The organism is Bacillus cereus group sp. MG20 (assembly GCF_040459885.1).
Taxonomy (GTDB): domain Bacteria; phylum Bacillota; class Bacilli; order Bacillales; family Bacillaceae_G; genus Bacillus_A; species Bacillus_A cereus.
Window position 1 is genome coordinate 2508375 of record NZ_JARVHF010000001.1, and the last position, 21653, is coordinate 2530027.

The window sequence follows — 21653 nt, forward strand, 5'->3', positions numbered from 1 at the left end:
TAATACAGAAATGACGTTATGCTTATGAGCAACAAAAGAAACCAAAAGGGTATGCATAGTTATAGTCGTATATGGGTGAATATAGAACCTTTAATTATGGCCAAGAAAACTATGTATTTTTTATTTTAGCATTTTTCGCTCCAAAATCGACCAAGCCTGATAGAGAAAGGGTGGAAATGAATGAAAGAAACCTTGAAATCACAATTTCAAAATGTGCGTTTCACTGTATTCGTAGCTTTAGCCTTATGGCTGAAAACTTACATTATTACACGCACAAGCTTTGATTTAAAACTTGAATCTTTCATGCAAGAATTCATTTTATTCCTTAGCCCATTAGCAGCATCATTACTGCTTGTTGGTCTTGCATTATTTGCAAAAGGGAAAAAACGTAACTATATAGCACTAGGAATTAATTTTATCTTAACAATCGTTCTTGTTGGTAACGTAATGTTCTACGGGTTCTACAATGACTTCGTTACTTTACCAGTACTCGGACAAACATCTAACTTCGGAAGTTTAGGTTCTAGTGTGAAAGAATTATTTAACTACAAAATTATTCTTGCATTTGCAGACATTATCATATTCTTCGTTCTGTTGAAGAAAATGAAAAACTTTGCACCTACAGAGCGTGTAGCACGCCCGATGCGTTCTCTATACTTCGTATCAACAGTTGCTATTTTCTTCGCAAACTTAGGACTTGCAGAAGCTGAACGCCCAGAACTATTAACACGTTCATTCGACCGCGTTATGCTTGTTAAAAACTTAGGATTATATGTACACCAAGTATACGATCTTGGCTTACAAGCAAAATCAAGTTCACAAAAAGCATTCGCTGACGGTAGTAAATTACAAGAAACAGAAAACTACGTAAAAACAACACAAAGTAAACCAGATCCAAATATGTTCGGTACTGCAAAAGGGAAAAACGTAATTGTTGTCTCTCTTGAGTCATTACAAACATTCTTAATTGGTGCCACAGTTAACGGACAAGAAGTTACACCATTCTTAAACCAATTTACGAAAGAAAGTTATTACTTTGATAACTTCTTCCATCAAACTGGTCAAGGTAAAACATCTGATGCTGAATTCCTAGTAGATACTTCGTTATATCCACTAGACCGCGGTGCTGTATTCTTCACACACGGTAACAATGAATATACAGCAACTCCAGAAATTTTACGTCAGCAAGGGTATCACACGTCGGTATTCCACGCAAACAACGCAACATTCTGGAACCGTAACATTATGTATCCAGCACTTGGTTATGATCGTTACTACAACGAGCTTGATTACAAGATTACGCCGGAAACAAAATTAAACTGGGGATTAAAAGATATCGAATACTTCGATCAATCTATTGATATGTTGAAAGAAGTGAAGCAACCATTCTATACTCGCTTCCTTACTTTAACAAATCATTACCCATTCACTTACGATGAAAGTACAAAATTAATCGACGAATATAATTCTGGTGATGGAGTATTTGACCGTTACATGGTAACTGCTCGTTACTTAGACGAAGCAATGAAACACTTTATTGAGCGTCTAAAAGCAGAAGGTATTTACGACAACTCAGTAATCGTATTCTACGGTGACCACTACGGTATTTCTGAAAACCATAACCGTGCAATGGCACAGTTCTTAGGAAAAGAAGAAATCACTGCATTTGACCATATGAACTTACAAAAAACACCGATGTTTATTCACGTTCCAGGTCAAAAAGAAGGTAAAACAATTTCGAAACCAACTGGTGAAATTGACATTAAACCAACTATTCTAAACTTACTTGGTGTAGATTCTACAAATGACGTTCGATTCGGTCATGATGTATTCTCACCTGATAATAAAGGATTTGTTGTTCTTCGTGACGGTAGCTTCGTTACAGATAAATACATGTACACAAACAGTACATTCTACGACCGTGCTACTGGCGAAGTTGTACAATTACCGAAAGAAGAATCTCAACCACTAATTGATCGTGCCCAAAATGAATTGAACATGTCTGATAAAATCATTGAGGGTGACTTACTTCGCTTCTCTGAAAGTAATAAGATCAAAACTGGTGAAGTAAAAACAGCTATTAAAGAAGAAAAGAAGAGCGCTGAGTAATCTCAGCCTCTTTTTTTATTTTCTTCCATACAACTACTTATATTCATTAACTTTAAAATTACATAACCTTTACCAAATATTCACATAGTTTTAATGAAGAATCTCTATAATAAAATATGTAAACAAGGTTCTACATATTTCTTATCTCTCATCTTTCGTAAGATCCCTTAAAGAAATGTGTAAATCTTTTGTTTCTACTTTCTTATAATTGTCTTTCAACATGTTTTGTTTCCATACACAAAGCATTCAACGAGACAATGTCCCTATGAAAGATAGCTACCCTCCTTGTGCAGCATTCCATAAGAATGTTGCTTTTTTTTATTTAAAAGCAGGATTCTCATTCTTATTTTCGAATTTGTATATACAAAATGCTGTAAAGTGAAACTTTAATCAGCCCTCACCAATCGGGCATTTACGGGCATATGTAGAGAATTACTTACATAAAAATTACTATAGTGATTCTTATCTCGCATGAATGAAAGTTTCACGTTACTTACGTACTTACGAAAGGATGGGACGGAAATTGGCATACGAAAAATTTGTACTTTGGAATGATGAAGTTATTGATACAACAAAACAACAAACGTACATAGAACTTGAAGAAAGAGGTTTGCAGTTCGGAGATGGTGTCTACGAGGTTATTCGCCTATATAAAGGGAACTTTCACTTATTAGATCCGCACATAACGAGATTATATCGATCCATGGAAGAAATAGAATTATCGCTCCCTTTCTCAAAAGCTGAACTCATCACTTTACTTTACAAATTAATTGAAAGAAACCATTTCCACGAAGATGGCACAATTTATTTGCAAGTATCTCGCGGTGTACAAGCTCGCACACATATATTTTCATATGACAACCCTCCGACAATTTATGCCTATATTACAAAAAAAGAAAGACCAGCGTTATGGATCGAATATGGTATACGCGCTATATCAGAACCGGATACTCGATGGTTACGCTGTGACATTAAATCATTAAATTTATTACCAAACGTACTAGCTGCTACGAAAGCTGAACGGAAAGGCTGTAAAGAGGCACTTCTCGTAAGGAATGGTATTGTAACGGAAGGAAGTCATTCCAACTTCTTTTTAATTAAAAACGGAACCCTTTACACACATCCAGCCAATCACCTTATTTTAAATGGCATTATTCGTCAATATGTCCTTTCTTTAGCGAATACTCTTCACATACCTGTACAAGAAGAACTTTTCAGCGTTCGTGACGTTTATCAAGCAGATGAATGCTTTTTCACAGGCACAACGATTGAAATTTTACCAATGACCCACCTTGATGGAACCGCGATTCAAGATGGGCAAGTTGGACCTATCACCAAAAAACTGCAAAAATCTTTTAATAAAATCTTGTTACAATCCAATATGTCATCTTCTTAAACACGAATAATTTCTGTCCTTTCATATTCAATATATGCATTTAAATGGAAATCAAGGTGTAAATTTATGCCTTGATTTTTTCTTGTAATCTTTTTGTCATATTCAGATTCCCACATAAGCCTTGACAGTAATCGACATGCTCTTTAGAATTTTTAACAGTTGGTAAATATTTCTTCACTACATTACAGACAGAAAGGAATCGACAAATTATGAAAAAGTATCTTGCCGGTCTTGCGGCAGTGTCTGTAGCAGGAGGAGCAGCACCTACACTTGATAGTGTTCAAGCTGCACCTGAACAAAATACACAAAAAGCTGCTACAACTGTCCAAGCTTCTGCGTCAAACAACTCATCTTATACGGTAAACGCGAGCGTCTTACATGTTCGTGCGGGATCAAGCACTTCTCACGACATCATCTCACGTGTTTATAACGGTCAATCATTAAACGTGATTGGCGAAGAAAATGGTTGGTTCAAAATTAACATTAACGGAAAAACAGGCTTTGTTAGTGGCGAATTTGTATCAAAAAGTGGAGCAGCAAACAACAATGTAAGCACAGGTGGAAACAATAAAGTTACTGCTGATGTATTACGTGTACGTACAGCTCCTAACACTTCTAGTTCTGTTTCTGGACGTGTATATGCAGGACAAACATTAAACGTAATTGGACAAGAAAATGGTTGGGTGAAAATTAACCATAATGGACAAGTAGGTTATGTAAGTGGCGAATTCGTATCTGGCGTTTCTTCTAATGGGGGTTCTTCAAACAACAATACGAATAATAACAACCAAGAAGTAAAACCAGCAAGCGGAAACTATACAGTAAATGTATCTTCCCTTCGCGTTCGTACAGGTCCTAGCACTTCTCACACAACTGTAGGTTCTGTCAAAAAAGGACAAGTAGTACAAGTTGTCGGCGAAGTTCAAGATTGGTTCAAAATCAATTACGCAGGACAAACTGCTTATATAAGCAAAGACTACGTAACAAAAGGCGGTTCTAACGAAAACGTTACAGAAGGCAACAAACAAGAGCAAAACAATAATAATGGAACTATTCAAACTGGTGGTTCTTACGTAGTTAACGCTACATCTTTACGTGTTCGTACAGGCCCTGCCGCTTACCATAGTGTAATTGGTGGCGTTTTAAACGGTACAACATTAAACGTAGTTGGATCTGAAAACGGTTGGTTTAAAGTAAATTACCAAGGAAAAACAGGCTTTGTTAGTAGCGAATTTGTAAAATTCGTTAAAGGTGGCACTACTACTCCTGAGCAACCTGAAAAACCTAACCAAGGTGCAATTGGCGACTATTACATTAATGCTTCTGCACTAAATGTACGTAGCGGCGAAGGTACAAATTATAGAATCATAGGCGCACTTCCACAAGGTCAGAAGGTTCAAGTAATCTCTGAAAACTCTGGATGGAGCAAAATTAACTACAACGGTCAAAATGGTTATATCGGAACACGTTACCTATCTAAAACACCAGTTGGAGGCGCAGTAGATAATAAGCCTAACAATAACCAAAATAACAATCAAAACAATAACAACAATAATAATACAGGCAATAATAGTGGCGACAGTTCTTCCGTACTTGCATATGCAAAATCAATGCAAGGTGTACCATACGTTTGGGGCGGAACTTCTGCTAACGGCGTAGACTGCAGTGGCTACATCTACCACGTATTTAAGAAATTTGGTCATAACATTAGCCGTCAAAGTGTTGCGGGATATTGGAGTAGCCTACCACAAACTTCAAATCCACAACCAGGTGACTTAATTTATTTCCAAAACACTTATAAATCAGGTCCTTCTCACATGGGTATTTACCTTGGGGGCGGATCATTTATCCAAGCTGGAGATAAAGGTGTAGCAATCGCTTCATTAAGTAACTCTTATTGGAAGAGCCACTTCTTAGGATACACGAAAGCACCTTAATTAATAGTTTCCAAGCCTTCTAGTTTACTAGAAGGCTTTTTGCTATGAGTTCAACATATTACTCCCTTTCTCCTACCTTCTCTCTATAAAAATAATGTATCCATTCTTCCATTTCATACACTTTATTCTGCAAAAATAATCCATAACGTTATCATAATGTATATATTCTCATAAAAAACATAACCTATTTCATGTCCATTCATTTCATATGTGTTTTTTTGAAGAATTTTCTTTTTATTTAAACTTTTCGTTAGACGTTTGACCTCCGATGTCCATTATGATAAGTTACTTAAGATGTATATTCGCAAAAGTATAGACAACTGGTTTATACACTTTTTTTACTATGAGGAAGGAGCATACACTGCATGAATCTTTTATGGGGAATTGGCGGCGTGATTGGAGTATTAGCAATTGCTTTCTTACTATCTTCCAACCGCAAAGCTATTAATTGGCGCACAATTTTAATTGCGCTAGCATTACAAATGTCATTTTCATTTATCGTATTACGATGGGATGCTGGTAAAGCAGGTTTAAAACACGCTGCTGACGGTGTTCAAGGATTAATTAATTTTTCTTACGAGGGAATTAAGTTCGTTGCTGGGGATTTAGTCAACGCAAAAGGACCTTGGGGATTTGTATTCTTTATTCAAGCACTACTTCCAATCGTATTTATTAGTTCATTAGTAGCAATCTTATATCATTTCGGTATTATGCAGAAATTTGTTAGCGTCGTTGGTGGTGCATTAAGTAAACTTCTTGGCACTTCTAAAGCAGAAAGCTTAAACTCAGTAACGACTGTATTTTTAGGACAAACTGAAGCTCCAATCTTAATTAAACCTTACTTAGCACGCTTAACAAATAGTGAATTCTTCACTATTATGGTAAGCGGTATGACAGCTGTTGCTGGATCCGTTCTTGTCGGCTATGCAGCAATGGGTATTCCGTTAGAGCACTTATTAGCAGCTGCAATTATGGCAGCTCCATCAAGCTTATTAATTGCAAAACTAATCATGCCAGAGACAGAAAAAGTAGATAATAACGTTGAACTTTCTACAGAACGTGAAGATGCAAACGTTATCGATGCAGCTGCACGCGGTGCATCTGAAGGTATGCAACTTGTTATTAACGTAGCAGCAATGTTAATGGCTTTCATCGCATTAATCGCTTTATTAAATGGATTATTAGGATGGGTTGGTTCTTGGTTCGATATTAAACTTAGCCTTGATTTAATCTTCGGTTACTTATTATCACCATTTGCAATCTTAATCGGTGTTTCTCCAGGTGAAGCTGTACAAGCAGCAAGCTTTATCGGTCAAAAACTTGCAATCAACGAATTCGTTGCATACGCAAACTTAGGACCACACATGGCAGAGTTCTCTGACAAAACAAATCTAATTTTAACATTCGCAATCTGTGGATTCGCAAACTTCTCTTCTATCGCAATTCAGTTAGGTGTAACAGGAACGCTAGCTCCTACTCGCCGTAAACAAATTGCACAATTAGGGATTAAAGCAGTTATCGCTGGTACATTAGCGAACTTCTTAAACGCAGCAGTTGCAGGTATGATGTTCCTATAAACTTATATAGAGTCTTCTCTTTCTCCAAGAGAAGACTTTTTTCATGCAATCCAAGCGTATTATATATATCTATCAACCACCTTATCCCAAATATAAGAACATTATGATACAATAATGTTTAGATCTTTTTATTTTTCTGATGAAAATAGAAATACTACTTGTTGTTGCCCTTCAAAAGAATTTAACGACATAGTCAATTTCTTAATAATTGCGCATACTACAAGTATCTATGGATGAAATAGCTTTAAGGAGGAAAGTTTTGTGAAAGATAAGTTCTATAAAATCCTCTCTATGTGGATTCTACAAATTGTATTTTATTTTACTACTGTACATGTGACGAATTATGAGCATGCGCTCATTTTTACAATAATATACGTAATCGTAAATGTACTATTCTTATTTTTAGCTGACAAAACAGCATTTATTTTCTTCATGCTAGGAACCATCATTTCCGTATTTTATTTATTTTATGAAGCATGGCTTCATTTATGGAGTACATCAGTTCAATGGCAATATATGATTACCCACTTCCTGATGGCAGCTAACTTCTTCATTGTATACATAACAACTCACCTATTGAAAAAAGTGATTCATGAAAATAAAACTTTAACTGAGCGTGTGAGAACGTTGGAACAATATATTGGAGAATCAAAATTACTAACGAGACAAGAATTCGAGAGACGCCAAGCGTTATTAACGACTGCAATGAATCGTCGTAACGAAACAGGCATTATTGTTTACTTTGATTTCACTTCCTTTAGTAAATATACGAAGGAAAGTGTTATGGACCGTGTAGCTTCCTTATTAGTTGAAACGGTAAGGAATGATTTTGACCTTGCTGCTGAATATGATAATAATACGCTAGTTATTTTATTACAAAACACACATGAAGCTGGTGCTGATATTGTAATGAACCGCCTAAAGCCAAAAATGGAGCAATGGCTTGCAGCTGAAGCAATCCGAGATATAAAAATTTCACGCGAGCAAATTGGAAACAAAGGACAGACATTGTTATGATGACTCTCGTTATACTTCTTTTATTTCTTCTGTTTTGCGTACTCGTTTTTTGGATCAGCATCACATTTTCAATTAAATATGTACTTATTTTTACAGCCTTTCTATTCTCTGGCTTACTCGTTTACTACTCTTTCTTAACAATCGCGGGCTTAATTCACCGAAATAGTAAACGAAAAGATCGTACGCTAGAACATTATCCGAGCGTTGATATTTTCATACCTGCTCATAATGAAGGGGTCGTTATTAAAGATACTTTAGAGGCGATGGCGAAGATTGAATATCCAGGAAAGCTAACCATTTATTTATTAAATGATAACTCTCAAGATGAAACACCTGAAATCGGCGATGATTTCGACAAAGCTTATGCCCACATTCGTCACATTCGTGTTCCACCCGGTGAACCGAAGGGTAAATCACGTGTACTAAACTACGGCCTTAGTATTTCAGATGGTGAATACTTCTGTGTTTACGATGCAGATAACCAACCTGAACCACACGCACTGCGAATGCTTGTAGAGCACGCTGAAACAACTGAAGATGCTGTTGGAGCAGTTGGACATGTTCGTACAGTAAACGAAAAAAGAAACTGGCTGACGCGAATGATTTCGCTAGAATTTCAAATCTTCCAGCTCCTTATGCAATCTGGACGCTGGTTACTATTCCAAACAGGCTCACTGACAGGAACAAACATGCTTCTTCGTCGCTCTGCACTAGAAGAGCTTGGTGGCTATGACCCTTATGCAATTGCAGAAGATGCCGAATTAACATTACGAATTACACAAAAAGGTTATCTCTTACCAATCGTCCCAGAATCAGTTACTTGGGAACAAGAACCAGAGCATTTAAAAATTCTTATTAAACAACGTACACGTTGGCTCCAAGGGAATTTATACATTTTAGAGAAAATGTTCTCGTCATTAAGCTTCTTTAAAGGAAAACTGCTCGTTCATTCCTTACAACAAGTTCTAGTGTATGTTGTATTTTGGCTATTCCTAATCATTTCGAACGTTTGGTTTGTAATTGGGCTACTCGGGATATTCCAAATTCAATATAGCATTCCGCTACTATTTATGTGGTATGTCGCATATATTACATATGTTTCTCAATTATTTAGTGCCCAGAGTGTCGAACGAACCTTTACACCGACTAATATTTTTATTAGCGTTATTATGTACTTTACGTACGCACAGCTCTTTACGTACTTATTTATTCGTAGCTTAATCTTATACTTACGTGCAAAGAGCAAGAAACAAGTCATTGGCTGGGATAAGACAGTTCGATTCAAAAAAGATAAATAAAAATAAGCACAGAGCGCCGTATGCTCTGTGCTTATTTATTGCCGTATAAATTATATATCAGACAATACCCCTTAGCTGAAAGTAATTTCACGTCCATCCCCCAACGAACGATCGACCTTCATTTATATACGAAAAAGTGATTGCTATTTTTGTAGAACCAATTGCTTCTCTTGCTGTTCTTTGCGCGTTTCAGTCTTAGGTTCCGTGCTTTCTTGGACACTACGATGTGCCACACGTTTCAAACAAATATGCTTCCACTTTCTTTCGTAACGTTTCATTATTCTAGATGTCCCCCTTGAATGCGCTTTAAAACTATTTGAAATCGCTTACAGGAAATAATATAGCACATATATATAAACGTGACAACACATTTCCGACATATTTTTGACAAAAATACGAATAGAATTCGTAAGGTATCGAATATTGTCGAAACCTATCGTTTTTTCTTCGTATAAAAGGCATACTACTTATATGGTAAAGTATTTTATTTCCCCTACCCGCATTTCAAATTCCTTCTATATAAAGTGAAACTTTCATTAGCCATCACCAATCGGGCTTTTACAAGCAGCTCGATTTATTTGCTTTTGCTGAATTTTGAGGTGAGGTTCTTACTGCTCAGCAAATAGAGGGATAAAAAAAGAGCTGATATGAAATCAGCTCTTTTCCTTCTATTATTAATAACGCTTCATACGTCCTTCTTTTTGTAACTCTTTAAATAATGCTGCCATCATAAAGAAAATAACAAAGACGAACGGGAATGCTGCAATGATAGCTGCCGTTTGTAAGGCTTCTAATCCGCCAATATATAATAGCGTAGAAGCTATCGCGGCTAGAACGATACCCCAAATCATTTTAATACGATTTGGTGGGTTTAAACTACCATGTGTCGTTAACATCCCTAAAACGAATGTTGCAGAGTCTGCAGATGTAATAAAGAATGTTGCAATAAGTAAAATACCTAAAACTGATAAAGCTGATCCAAAGCTGCCCATCTGATCGAACATAGCGAATAATCCTACTTCTGTTCCCATTTCTGTCACTTTGTCGAAGATATGTGCATCACCAAACAGCTCCATATGAATACCCGTACCGCCGAACACAGAGAACCAAAGTGCACCAATTACGGTCGGTACAAGTAACACACCGATAACAAACTCACGAATTGTACGACCTCGTGAAACACGAGCAATAAACGTACCTACGAATGGTGACCACGCAATCCACCATGCCCAATAGAAAATTGTCCACGATTGAATCCATTGGTTTCCACCTTCGTCTAATGGACTTAAACGGAAGCTCATGCTTGGTAATTCCTGAATATAAGAACCGATTGTTGAAGTAAAGTAATTCATAATAAAGTTTGTTGGACCCGCAAATAATACAATAATCATAAGTGCAAACGCAAAAATAATATTCGTATTACTTAAATATTTAATTCCTTTATCAAGACCTGTTTGCGCAGATAACATAAATAATACTGTTACGATTGCAATAATAACTAACTGAGTCGTTAATGAGTTCGGGATAGATGTTAAATAACTAACACCACCTGCAATTTGTTTTGCACCGAGACCTAATGATGTTGCAACACCAAACACAGTTGCGAAAACAGCTAACACATCAAATGAATGAGCAATACGCCCGTGTTCCCCGCCCTTAAATAACGGACCTACTGTCGCACTAATCGTACTTGCTTTTCCTTTTCTAAAAGTAAAGTAAGCAATACATAACGCTACAAACGCATATAGTCCCCAAGGATGTAATCCCCAATGGAAAAATGAAAAACGCAGTGCAAGGCGCGCACTTTCCTCAGTTGCACCTTCTCCAAACGGAGGTGCGTATAAATGGTTTAATGGTTCGGCAACGCCCCAGAAAACTAAGCCAATACCCATACCAGCACTAAATAACATAGCAAACCATGTCATATAACTATAATCAGGTTCGTCATCATCTTTACCTAAACGAATAGAACCGTATTTCGAAACAATTAAAAAGATAGATACACCTAAAATAATAGAAACGGAAATAATATAAAACCATCCAAACTTACTAACTAATGCAGTTTGAATTGCGGTTGTTACATTTCCTAAGCTACCTTTTCCAATAATAGATTCGGGAATAATCCCCCAAATTGTAAATGCAATACATAATGTTAATGAAACGATGAATGTTTTTGTCAGTTTCCTCATCAAATCCCCCTTCGTAGGTTTCGTTTTTGTAAATAACATAAATTCCGATATGTAAAATCGGATAGAAAACTATAATTTTGCGGTGATTTTCTTACTTTCACCTTCACCAATTCGAATTCTTATGGACAGCCTTACCTTTCGTATAACCTTTTCACTCTGCAAGAGCTACAAGTTAGAAATACTGCTGTCAAATTGTGTGAGAAAAACGCGGATAGGAATGTATTTTCCTAAAAAAGGATGTGTTACATATGTAAAAAAGGGCAAAGTTCTTCCTTGCAACCCTTTCGTTTTGTAACAATTATGCGGTTTTTTTGCTAGTATATAGCACGTGTTTATAGCTTCACAAACAAAATGTTTATGTTTATATAACTATATTACCCATAAAACGGTAAAATACTCAAGGAATGTAATCGTTTAGTAAACATCATGTAACGTTCCTGTAACATTCTTATTTACGTCGAAAAAAACATGTTGTATTAAATATTTTGAATATAACTAGAAACCTATGAGTCATATAGAATGAAAAACGCTTTCCTATATTTTTTGTTATATTACAGGATGTTAACGACTCATTACGAATGGTTTGTAATTGTGTGTTTTCCCCAAATCCGAAAAAATCTGTTGCTATAATGAGGACACGAAAACAAACGCAATGGAGGCTATCATGAAAAAATTAATTGGTATAGCAACAGCAGCAGTTTTTGGTCTTGGGATTTTCACATCATCTGCTAATGCAGAAACTGTTGTAACAACAGACGTACTAAACGTACGCGAAAACCCTACTACGGAATCAAAAGTTGTCGGTAAATTACTAAACGGTAATAAGATAGATGTTCAAAATACAGAGAACGGATGGTCAAAAGTTACTTTAGACGGTAAAGACGCATTCGTAAGTGCAGAGTTCACAAAAAGCATCTACTACGTAACAGCTAACGTATTAAACGTACGTGCTGAAGCGAACACAAACTCAGAAATTCTTGGAAAGTTGAAGAAAGACGATGTAATCGAAACAACGAACCAAGTACAAAATGAGTGGTTACAATTTGAATATAACGGGAAAACAGCTTATGTTCATGTTCCTTTCTTAACAGGTACAGCACCTGTAATTGAGAAACAAGAAACGACTGTTCCTGCTAAAGCTGAAGCACCAGCTAAGGCTCAAGCACCTGCAGCACAAGCAAAACCAGCTGCTAAGCCTGCTGTGAAAGCTGCTGAAACTAGCACACCATCTGGTGGTCGTGAGTTAACAGTTGTAGCTACAGCATATACAGCTCACCCGAGCGAAAACGGTGGCACATATGGCGGCCGTGTATTAACTGCAATGGGTCATGATTTAACTGCGAATCCAAACATGAAAATGATCGCTGTTGACCCGAAAGTAATCCCATTAGGATCTAAAGTATGGGTAGAAGGTTACGGAGAAGCTATCGCTGGAGATACTGGTGGTGCAATTAAAGGTAACCGTATCGACATCTTACTTGGATCAGATAGCGCTGCTCAAAAATGGGGACGCAAAACTGTTAAAGTGAAAATTTTAAAATAACCAATGACTGCTAAATTACAAGCCGGTTCTCTTTATTGAGAGCTGGCTTTTATTTATTTATAATACATATAAGGAGGCTATGCCCATGAATGTACAAGCAAAAGTAGACTGGATTGGTACGCCAAAGCCGTACATATATAAAAATGAAGTAACATATAACGCTACTTCTATTGATTTCTCACTCGCTGGCGATGATAATCGCTATAAGTTAATTGTGCTCAAGTCTGAAAACAATACACATTACAAAATTGTGCAATATGGAATAAAACCAGGCTCTCAAAAACCATTTCCTATCGACATTCCATTTGAACAAAATATGTTGCCAATTATAGAGCAAATATTACATGATCCGTATGTACAAGCGATATTAAAAGAAACGCACTCATAATCGTAAAAAAAGATATCACCTCGCCGGATTTTTCGGCTAAGTGATATCCTTTTTATTTTCCCTTCGTGAACACAATTTAAGAAAAATATATCAACGATTTTTCAATTATATCTATCATAACTTACGATATATCAACGGTTGGACACGAAATATTGATTTAGCTACAAAATAAAGAGGCTGTTCAAATATTGAACAGCCTCTCTCATATTAACGAGTTGGACCAGATACATCTTCTGATTTCAACGTATTATTTGCACCAAGAGAATGATACAACATCTTTCCATTTCCATTCACAGTTACAATATGTTCGTTATTAAAACTTTTGAACTTCACAGATCCATCACCGTAACGAATATGGTACTCTTCATATGTCGTTACTTTATATTTCGTATCACTTTGACGCTCTACATTACGAACTTCCATCGTTAATAAATCTTCTGTAATTCCTTTTTTGTGTAAATACTGTATATAATCACGGTCTTCCTTATACGATTTCCCGCTCTTATCATAATTATTTTCAATTAAACTAAAATCATTTAATGAAATTGCACGTACATTATCATAAATATGATTTTTTACAAAGTCGCCCACTGCTGAATTTGATGTTTCTTTCGGGAATTTTAAGTAATACGTGCTTTGGTCTCCAATTTTAACACTTTCAGATTTCATCACACCAAAATCAGTAGTTTTCTCTAAATGTACTTCTACTGTTTCATCTGTGGATACAGGGCCAAGCTTATAACTTCCATAATTTAATTTTCCACGTTTTTTCCCGTTCACAAATACAGTTGCATCACTTTCATCAGAAGAAATGCTTACATAATTGCCTTCAAGCGATAAATCAATTTTCACTTTCTCGCTCTGTTCATCCGCTAAATCTACTTCTTTCTCTGTTTCTAATTCAGTAAGTTCTGTCTTCGCCGTTGCCTTTACAACATATGTACCTGGGAAGTATGGCCCCAACTCTTTCGAATTTTTATCACTAGAAAGCTCTGTTTCTTTTTTGTCATTCACATATATTTCTGCATTCTTTGCAGTTGTACTTACATTCATATAATAAGATTTCATGCTGAACTTATACTTTGGATATAAGAACCACTCTTTTCCCTCTTCTACTATTTCCCCGTCTTTAAATGCAGGTTTATCTTTTGTTAACTTTTGATCTACTGTCTCTTTCTGTAAATAAGACAACAATTGTTTGTTGTAAGAAGGATTCTCTTTTAAATAACGCATGTACGCTTTAATATCCTCTGTCTTAATCTTTAAGCTTGAATCATTTGCTTTCACAAACTCATCAATTGCGTTAATATCTTTCTTTTGGAATGCTTCAATCATTACATTTACTTGCTTTTCTTTTGAAAACTTATATGCTCCAAATTTATATGCCCCAAATAATAAAATAACTATAATAGCTAAACCAATGATTAAAAATAAATTTCTCTTACTTTTCACTGATTTTGTCTCACTTTGTAATTCTGTATATGAAGCAGCAGTGTTATCAACGATTACTTCTACTTTACTCCCACACTCAGGACAAAAGTTCAAGTGGTCTGCAACGTTCTTTTTACATGTTCCACAAAACTTCAACGTGCTCTCCTCCTATTTTTTAGCTAATTTCATTCCAGCAAATGCTGCTACATATGTCACAATCAAGCTAAACAAAGTTAAATATATAAATGAATTTTGCATAGATAATACCGTTCCACTTGTTCCAAATAAACCTGTTACCGTTCCTGAAACATTAATTTGGAACTTAGAAATCATATTCATTACAATCATCATAATTGTGTAAGAACCACTACATACCGCTAATGTAATATATATATTGGCAGTCGGTAATTTAGCTAACTTTCTTCCCGCTCTAAACATAAAGAACAATGGAATAATAAGCAGTAATAAACCATAATGGAATACGTTATTCACTTTATCAAATTCTGCAAGGCTTTCCTCATTTGCTCCTTTTGAAATCAATATCTCTCTAAGCTCTACGCCATTTACAGAGACGCCTGATATAAATGAAAACGATAATGTGCTCTCATATGCTTTTGATTTCTTACCAATTCCAGTAAATTCCTTACTAAGTGCTGGACTTGATACTTCTAACGGTGCAAAATGAGCCATACTCCATAATTGAGGTGTTAACTCTAATGCTAATAATGTACTTTCAGATTTTAAAGTTGTTATTTCTTTTAATGGTTCAATACCGTCTTCCTTACTTACTAACGCCATAATACAAACCGCTACCGCTGTTACTAAAAGTCCTTTTATCATAGCTGAAACACCGTAATAAACAGACGCTCCATATGGCATTAACTCTTGAAATGCTGCTGCCATATTGTTTTTGCTTGTATGAGCAATAAATCCTAATAAAGTAAATAATGTCCCACATACAAAACCACTCAATAAACTCTTAATCGCTGAATAGCCAACCGTAATCTTACCTGCATCTGAGAATGGAATTGCAAAAGATTGTGATGCTATAAAACTTATAATGAATAAAAAGACGCCATAAATAATACCAACTGTTGATGCCATAAAAATTTGATCTTTAATCGTTTTCGCAACATGCTGCTTCCCTAACCAAATTCCTGTACCAGCGAAAATAATAAATGGAATGATTAATAGTAATGTAAATGGAGTATGCCAAGATAAAGAAAATATCAATCCACTATCGTCGTTAGCTGTAAAACCCAGTAAATGATAACTTAACATCGTAGAAGTTGCACTCGAATAAAAATTCGGCAACATTTCTAATTCTTTCGCAAATTTGCTAAACATCTCACTTAACATAGAAGCAAATAATAAACTACCAATCCAACCAGCAATTAACATGAGAATACTTGCAACAGCCCCACCAATAAAACCTTTTTGTAAAACGGCTTTATCTGCTTTAAATTCAACTTTAGGAGCACCATCCATTGTAGGCAATTTTACAGATTGTTCTTTTTTCTTCGCAACAAATAAAGAATACCCACACTTTTGACAATATAAATTTTTTTGAGCATTTTCATTGCCACAACCTTTGCAGTATTTTGCAGTATCTTTTTCTAATGTTATTGCATCTATAGCTCCTGCAATCTCCATACTACCTTCATTTGGACAATAATTTACTTCTTCACCATGTTGTTTTCCACATGTGCGACAGTACATTTAATTCACTCCCCACTTTGCTTAATTCCACAAACTGGACAGTAAGTAGAGTTTTTATCGATATGCTCATTACATGAAATACAATTTACCGTTTCACCTTCATTTTCTACTGCTAACATCGGGTTAGGCTTTCCACACGAACCACAAAACTTATCATTTATTGATAAAGATCCACCACATTCACATGTAGCTTTTTCACCTTGTTGTTTTTGCAATTCAACAATGCGTTTTCTTGCTTGATAAATAGCTACATCAAATTCTTGAACTGGAGCAATCATTTCTTTTAAGCTCGCTTCATTTACTCCATTTCCTCTTAATTGAACGTACACTTGCTGTCCAACCTCTAATAGAACCTCTGCTTTTTTCTGCATTTGCACTTGCATTCCCTTTTTCAATTGAGCAATTTCTTGTGCAACTTGCAACTTCATTTTCCCTTGTTCTATTCCTTCTTGTAACTTATTCATTCCACTACCTAACTTCGTCTGTAAATCTGACAAATTATTTCTCCTCCTATAAGTATATATTAATATATGAAATTAACATTTTATATATTACCATGATTTTCAAGTTATGTAATCCAAATTTCATTTTTTCTGTTTTGAGCATTTTTTGTTTATAATGGTAAAGGAAAGAAATATGTGTACGGAGGAATATTATGCTGCAACACTCAATTACGAAAGATGAAATTATGATGATTGCGAATGAGTTCGTTCAAGGACTAGATCCACAGCAAACAGCTGATCAGGAACATGTCGCTACAGCTCGGCACCTATATCGTAGTGGTGTTGTCTACAACGTTGACTTTGATGGTTATACACTATCAGGAACTGTAGATGCGGAAGGCAACGTATATAGCGTTCATATTCCGATTCGTAACGTCGCTGAAAGTTATTGTGATTGCTTCGCACCAACACAATGTGAGCATATGCTTGCTGTATTACTATCTGCAGCGTCTAGTTTCGGGCAAGTAGGAGATGTATTAACTTTATTTAAAAATAATACGAAACCTTCCCTTCCCCCTATTCGAACTGCAAGACAAGTATTGCAATCATCAGCTTTTGAAGAAACTGACTATAAAAGTTGGGAATCATATTTTGAAAAAGAATATGATTCATTTAAAAAAGAACAAGCTCGGCTTACTTATAAACAAATGTATTTTCTTATGAGTATCTTTACAGATTTCTATACGAAACTTGAGCGGAAAGCTCCGCGTGTCATTGCGATACATGAATTATTCAGGTTACACGCAGCACTTTACTGCTTTCAAAAGTTATTAGAAGAAATTCAGGCATTCGACGCAAACAAAACGTATTCTTATCACCAACCTGTTAATGTCATTCGCCTATTTGTAGACAAAGTGGAATCCATCGTTCGGGACTTACAATCAGAAGCGATTCCTTCAGAGTCTGAAATAATTTTACAAGAAACAGCTCGTCTCGTTCATGAAGTATTCTTCTCTACCGACACTTATACGCAAGAGCGATTTTTCATTTATCGTCACATATGGAGTGAACTTTTAAACAATAAAGAGAAAATACAAGAAGAAGAAAAACGAATCGATACGAAAATCAATCCACTATCCAAAGCGTTAGCGTCTTCCCATCTTCTCTTTTTGAATGACGAAGATCTACTAGCGATGGACTTACTAAAAAAACAGCCTGCTTCTGTTGTGAGTCTATACTTCTATTGGTTAGAAGAACTATTAAGTGCCATGCAGTGGGATCGTGCGAAAAATTGGCTTTCCTTTACGTATAAACAAGTAAAGAAAACAATCCAAGATCACGAAAATACGATTTTTATAAAAGATGTCGTTCGGCTATTTGTAATCATGTATGAAACATATGCAACACATACAAATGAACAAGCTGGTTTCGAAATGATCTTACAAGAACTATTACCGTATAGTTTTACAAACTATGAACAGTACGTACTCGCGAAAAAACAGTATCGCACATGGGCAGAGCTTCATCTCCTATATGGATTTGAAGCAATTGAACTGTTAAAAGAGCCACTGAAAGATATTGAAAAAGAAGCGCCAGAAGCGGCACTTCCTCTTTACCATCTTGCTGCTGTAGAGGCGATTGAAGAACGAAATCGTAAATCATATAAACGCGCAGTTCGTTACTTAAAGAAATTACGCACATTATATAAACGATTAAAACGCACCGATGAATGGGATGCTTTCATTATTCACATCGCCAATCTCCATTCACGTCTGCGTGCACTACAAGAGGAATTACGGAAAGGAAAATTAATCGATGATCAATCAAACTGAAGTAACAATTAGGCTCCAGCATGTTAGTCAAGGTTGGTTCCTTTGGGGAGAAGATGACAGCGGTACTCCATTATCCGTAACAAGTTGGAAACGAAATGCATTCACATGGCACTCCACTTCTTTCTACGGTACTTCTCTAAAAGAAGCAACCTTCGAAGGAAAACAAGGTGTGCTGCTAACAAATGCACAAGCCTTTGAATACATTGCAAACAAACCGATGAATTCATTTGCACATATGCAAATAAACGGACCTATTACAGCCCTTACGAAAGATGCAAATGAATTATGGGATGCCTTTACGAGTGGTAGCTTCGTACCAGATATGAATCATTGGTCCAAACAACCATCTTGGAAAGTTCAAAATACACCAATTGAAGATGACACATTAGCATCTCTTTTCTCAGCAGCAGTTAATGAAAGCATATTACAAGATAATCGCTCAAATGACGGCTGGGAAGATGCCAAAAGACTATATGAACATTACGACTTTACGAAAAGACAATTGGAAACAGCACTACATGAAGAAGATTGGCTTCGAAAAATTGGTTATATTGAAGATGATCTTCCGTTTACAATCGGACTAAGACTGCAAGAACCACAAGAAGAATTTGAAATGTGGAAGCTTGAAACAATTGTGACACCAAAGCGCGGGGCGCATCGCATATATGTATATGAAAACATCGATTCCTTACCGAAAAGATGGCACGATTACGAAGAACGGATTACAGAAACACAAGAAGGTTTTAGTAAGCTCATACCGTGGTTAAAAGAAGAAGATACGTTCCGAAATGAGCTCTTTGAAACAGAAGCGTGGAACTTCTTAACAGAAGCAAGCAATGAATTACTTGCAGCCGGCATTACAATTTTACTACCATCATGGTGGCAAAATTTAAAAGCAACAAAACCGAAATTACGTGTCCAGCTGAAGCAAAATACAGTACAAACACAATCGTTCTTCGGTATGAATACGCTCGTTAATTTTGACTGGCGCATTTCGACGAATGGCATTGATTTATCAGAAAGCGAATTTTTCGAACTCGTTGAACAAAACAAACGTCTATTTAATATAAACGGTCAATGGATGCGACTAGATCCAGCCTTTATCGAAGAAGTAAGGAAACTCATGAACCGTGCCGATAAATACGGACTAGAGATGAAAGATGTCCTGCAGCAACATTTATCAAATACGGCTGAAACCGAAATTGTAGAAGATGATAGTCCGTTTACTGATATTGAAATCGAACTAGATGGATATTATGAGGAACTATTCCAAAAGCTGCTTCATATTGGAGATATTCCAAAAGTAGATGTCCCTACTTCACTAAACGCAACACTTCGTCCGTATCAACAACACGGCATTGAATGGTTATTATATTTACGAAAGCTTGGATTTGGAGCATTGCTAGCTGACGATATGGGACTCGGGAAAAGTATTCAAACAATCTCTTACTTACTATATATAAAAGAAAACAATCTCAAAAAAGGCCCTGCATTAATCGTAGCGCCGACATCTGTTCTTGGAAATTGGCAAAAAGAATTTGAGCGTTTCGCACCGAATTTACGTGTTCAATTACATTACGGAAGTAATAGAGATAAGGGCAATTCATTTGAAGATTTCCTTCAATCAGCAGATGTTGTATTAACATCTTATGCATTGGCTCAACTCGATGAGGAAGAACTAACTTCATTATGCTGGGATGCTGTTATTTTGGATGAAGCACAAAATATTAAGAACCCACATACGAAACAGTCGAAAGCAGTACGAAACTTGCAAGCAAATCACAAAATCGCGTTAACTGGTACGCCGATGGAAAATCGCCTCGCTGAACTTTGGTCCATTTTCGACTTTATTAATCATGGATATCTCGGAAGCTTAGGGCAATTCCAGCGCCGCTTCGTCACACCGATTGAAAAAGATCGTGATGAAGGAAAAATCCAGCAAGTTCAACGGTTTATATCACCATTTTTACTGCGCCGAACGAAGAAAGATCAAACAGTCGCATTAAATTTACCAGATAAACAAGAACAAAAAGCTTACTGTCCTCTTACTGGTGAACAAGCTTCCTTATATGAACAACTCGTTCAAGATACACTGCAAAATGTAGAAGGATTAAGCGGAATTGAAAGACGCGGTTTTATATTACTTATGCTGAACAAGCTAAAACAAATTTGTAATCATCCAGCTCTTTATTTAAAAGAAGAAGAGCCACAAAATGTCGTTGAACGCTCTATGAAAACAAAAACGTTAATGGAGCTCATCGAAAATATAAAAGACCAAAATGAAAGTTGCCTCATCTTCACTCAATACATCGGCATGGGGAACATGCTAAAACGTGTGCTAGAAGAAAAATTCGGCCAGCGTGTCCTCTTCTTAAACGGTAGTGTACCGAAAAAAGATCGTGACAAGATGATTGAGGAGTTCCAAAACGGAACGTATGACATTTTTATCTTATCCTTAAAAGCTGGCGGAACAGGATTAAACTTAACCGCTGCCAACCATGTCATTCACTACGATCGTTGGTGGAATCCAGCTGTGGAAAATCAAGCAACAGACCGCGCATATCGCATTGGTCAAAAACGATTTGTTCATGTTCACAAACTCATTACAACAGGAACATTAGAAGAAAAAATTGATGAAATGCTAGAAAGAAAACAATCTCTAAACAATGCGGTCATCACAAGCGATAGCTGGATGACTGAACTATCAACAGACGAACTAAAAGAATTACTTGGTGTATAAACATAAAACAAAAAGAGCTAATCTCAAAATGAGA

General features: G+C 36.2%; 14 protein-coding genes. 10 read left to right on the top strand and 4 right to left on the bottom strand.

What is annotated here, in order from left to right; genetic code table 11:
- Positions 1-180 precede the first annotated feature (180 nt).
- The 6 genes from QCI81_RS12975 (at position 181) to QCI81_RS13000 (ending at position 9334) form a co-directional block, all read left to right on the top strand.
- Positions 181-2109 (top strand): LTA synthase family protein, encoded by a 1929-nt coding sequence (locus tag QCI81_RS12975; protein WP_098125977.1) that lies wholly within the window; start codon positions 181-183, stop codon positions 2107-2109.
- A 511-nt stretch (positions 2110-2620) separates the two neighbouring features.
- On the top strand, positions 2621-3505 hold the full coding sequence (locus tag QCI81_RS12980; protein ID WP_075717958.1) for a D-amino-acid transaminase: 885 nt from the start codon (positions 2621-2623) through the stop codon (positions 3503-3505).
- A gap of 209 nt (positions 3506-3714) precedes the next feature.
- Positions 3715-5442, top strand: coding sequence for a C40 family peptidase (locus QCI81_RS12985; RefSeq protein WP_353810786.1), 1728 nt, complete (start codon positions 3715-3717; stop codon positions 5440-5442).
- Positions 5443-5807: 365 nt separating this feature from the next.
- On the top strand, positions 5808-7019 hold the full coding sequence (locus QCI81_RS12990; protein WP_001051020.1) for a NupC/NupG family nucleoside CNT transporter: 1212 nt from the start codon (positions 5808-5810) through the stop codon (positions 7017-7019).
- 261 nt (positions 7020-7280) lie between these two features.
- Positions 7281-8036 carry a dGTP triphosphohydrolase gene (locus QCI81_RS12995; RefSeq protein WP_353810787.1) on the top strand — a complete coding sequence of 252 codons (756 nt, stop codon included), beginning with the start codon at positions 7281-7283 and terminating at the stop codon, positions 8034-8036.
- Positions 8033-9334 carry a glycosyltransferase family 2 protein gene (locus QCI81_RS13000; protein WP_000988751.1) on the top strand — a complete coding sequence of 434 codons (1302 nt, stop codon included), beginning with the start codon at positions 8033-8035 and terminating at the stop codon, positions 9332-9334. The genes QCI81_RS12995 and QCI81_RS13000 overlap by 4 nt, the downstream gene beginning before the upstream one ends.
- A 674-nt stretch (positions 9335-10008) precedes the next feature.
- On the opposite strand, the gene opuD is transcribed toward QCI81_RS13000, so the two are convergent.
- On the bottom strand, positions 10009-11523 hold the full coding sequence (gene opuD / locus QCI81_RS13005) for a glycine betaine transporter OpuD (protein WP_353810788.1): 1515 nt from the start codon (positions 11521-11523) through the stop codon (positions 10009-10011).
- A gap of 664 nt (positions 11524-12187) precedes the next feature.
- Here opuD and QCI81_RS13010 point away from each other — a divergent pair.
- Together QCI81_RS13010 and QCI81_RS13015 are read left to right on the top strand one after the other, a co-directional pair.
- Entirely contained in the window at positions 12188-13066 is an 879-nt protein-coding gene (locus QCI81_RS13010) for a cell wall-binding protein EntA (RefSeq protein WP_000733343.1), read from the top strand.
- 85 nt (positions 13067-13151) lie between these two features.
- Positions 13152-13454 (top strand): DUF3910 family protein, encoded by a 303-nt coding sequence (locus QCI81_RS13015; protein WP_065485892.1) that lies wholly within the window; start codon positions 13152-13154, stop codon positions 13452-13454.
- 207 nt (positions 13455-13661) lie between these two features.
- Here the strand turns inward: QCI81_RS13015 and QCI81_RS13020 are convergent, their stop codons facing one another.
- Genes QCI81_RS13020 through QCI81_RS13030 form a run of 3 tightly spaced genes read right to left on the bottom strand, consistent with a single transcriptional unit; the run spans position 13662 to position 17101 of the window.
- Positions 13662-15041: a zinc ribbon domain-containing protein gene (locus QCI81_RS13020; RefSeq protein ID WP_353810789.1), complete on the bottom strand. Its 1380-nt coding sequence runs from the start codon at positions 15039-15041 to the stop codon at positions 13662-13664.
- Between the two features lie 12 nt (positions 15042-15053).
- The gene (locus tag QCI81_RS13025) at positions 15054-16604 is read right to left on the bottom strand and encodes a zinc ribbon domain-containing protein (RefSeq protein ID WP_327904785.1); all 1551 of its coding nucleotides are present in this window, start codon (positions 16602-16604) and stop codon (positions 15054-15056) included.
- 5 nt (positions 16605-16609) lie between these two features.
- On the bottom strand, positions 16610-17101 hold the full coding sequence (locus QCI81_RS13030; protein WP_353810790.1) for a double zinc ribbon domain-containing protein: 492 nt from the start codon (positions 17099-17101) through the stop codon (positions 16610-16612).
- A 158-nt stretch (positions 17102-17259) separates the two neighbouring features.
- On the opposite strand from QCI81_RS13030, the gene QCI81_RS13035 reads away from it, so the two are divergent.
- Both QCI81_RS13035 and QCI81_RS13040 read left to right on the top strand, forming a co-directional pair.
- The gene (locus tag QCI81_RS13035) at positions 17260-18879 is read left to right on the top strand and encodes an SWIM zinc finger family protein (RefSeq protein ID WP_098256636.1); all 1620 of its coding nucleotides are present in this window, start codon (positions 17260-17262) and stop codon (positions 18877-18879) included.
- Positions 18863-21619 carry a DEAD/DEAH box helicase gene (locus QCI81_RS13040; RefSeq protein WP_353810791.1) on the top strand — a complete coding sequence of 919 codons (2757 nt, stop codon included), beginning with the start codon at positions 18863-18865 and terminating at the stop codon, positions 21617-21619. Before QCI81_RS13035 ends, QCI81_RS13040 begins: the two co-directional genes overlap by 17 nt.
- Positions 21620-21653 lie beyond the last annotated feature (34 nt).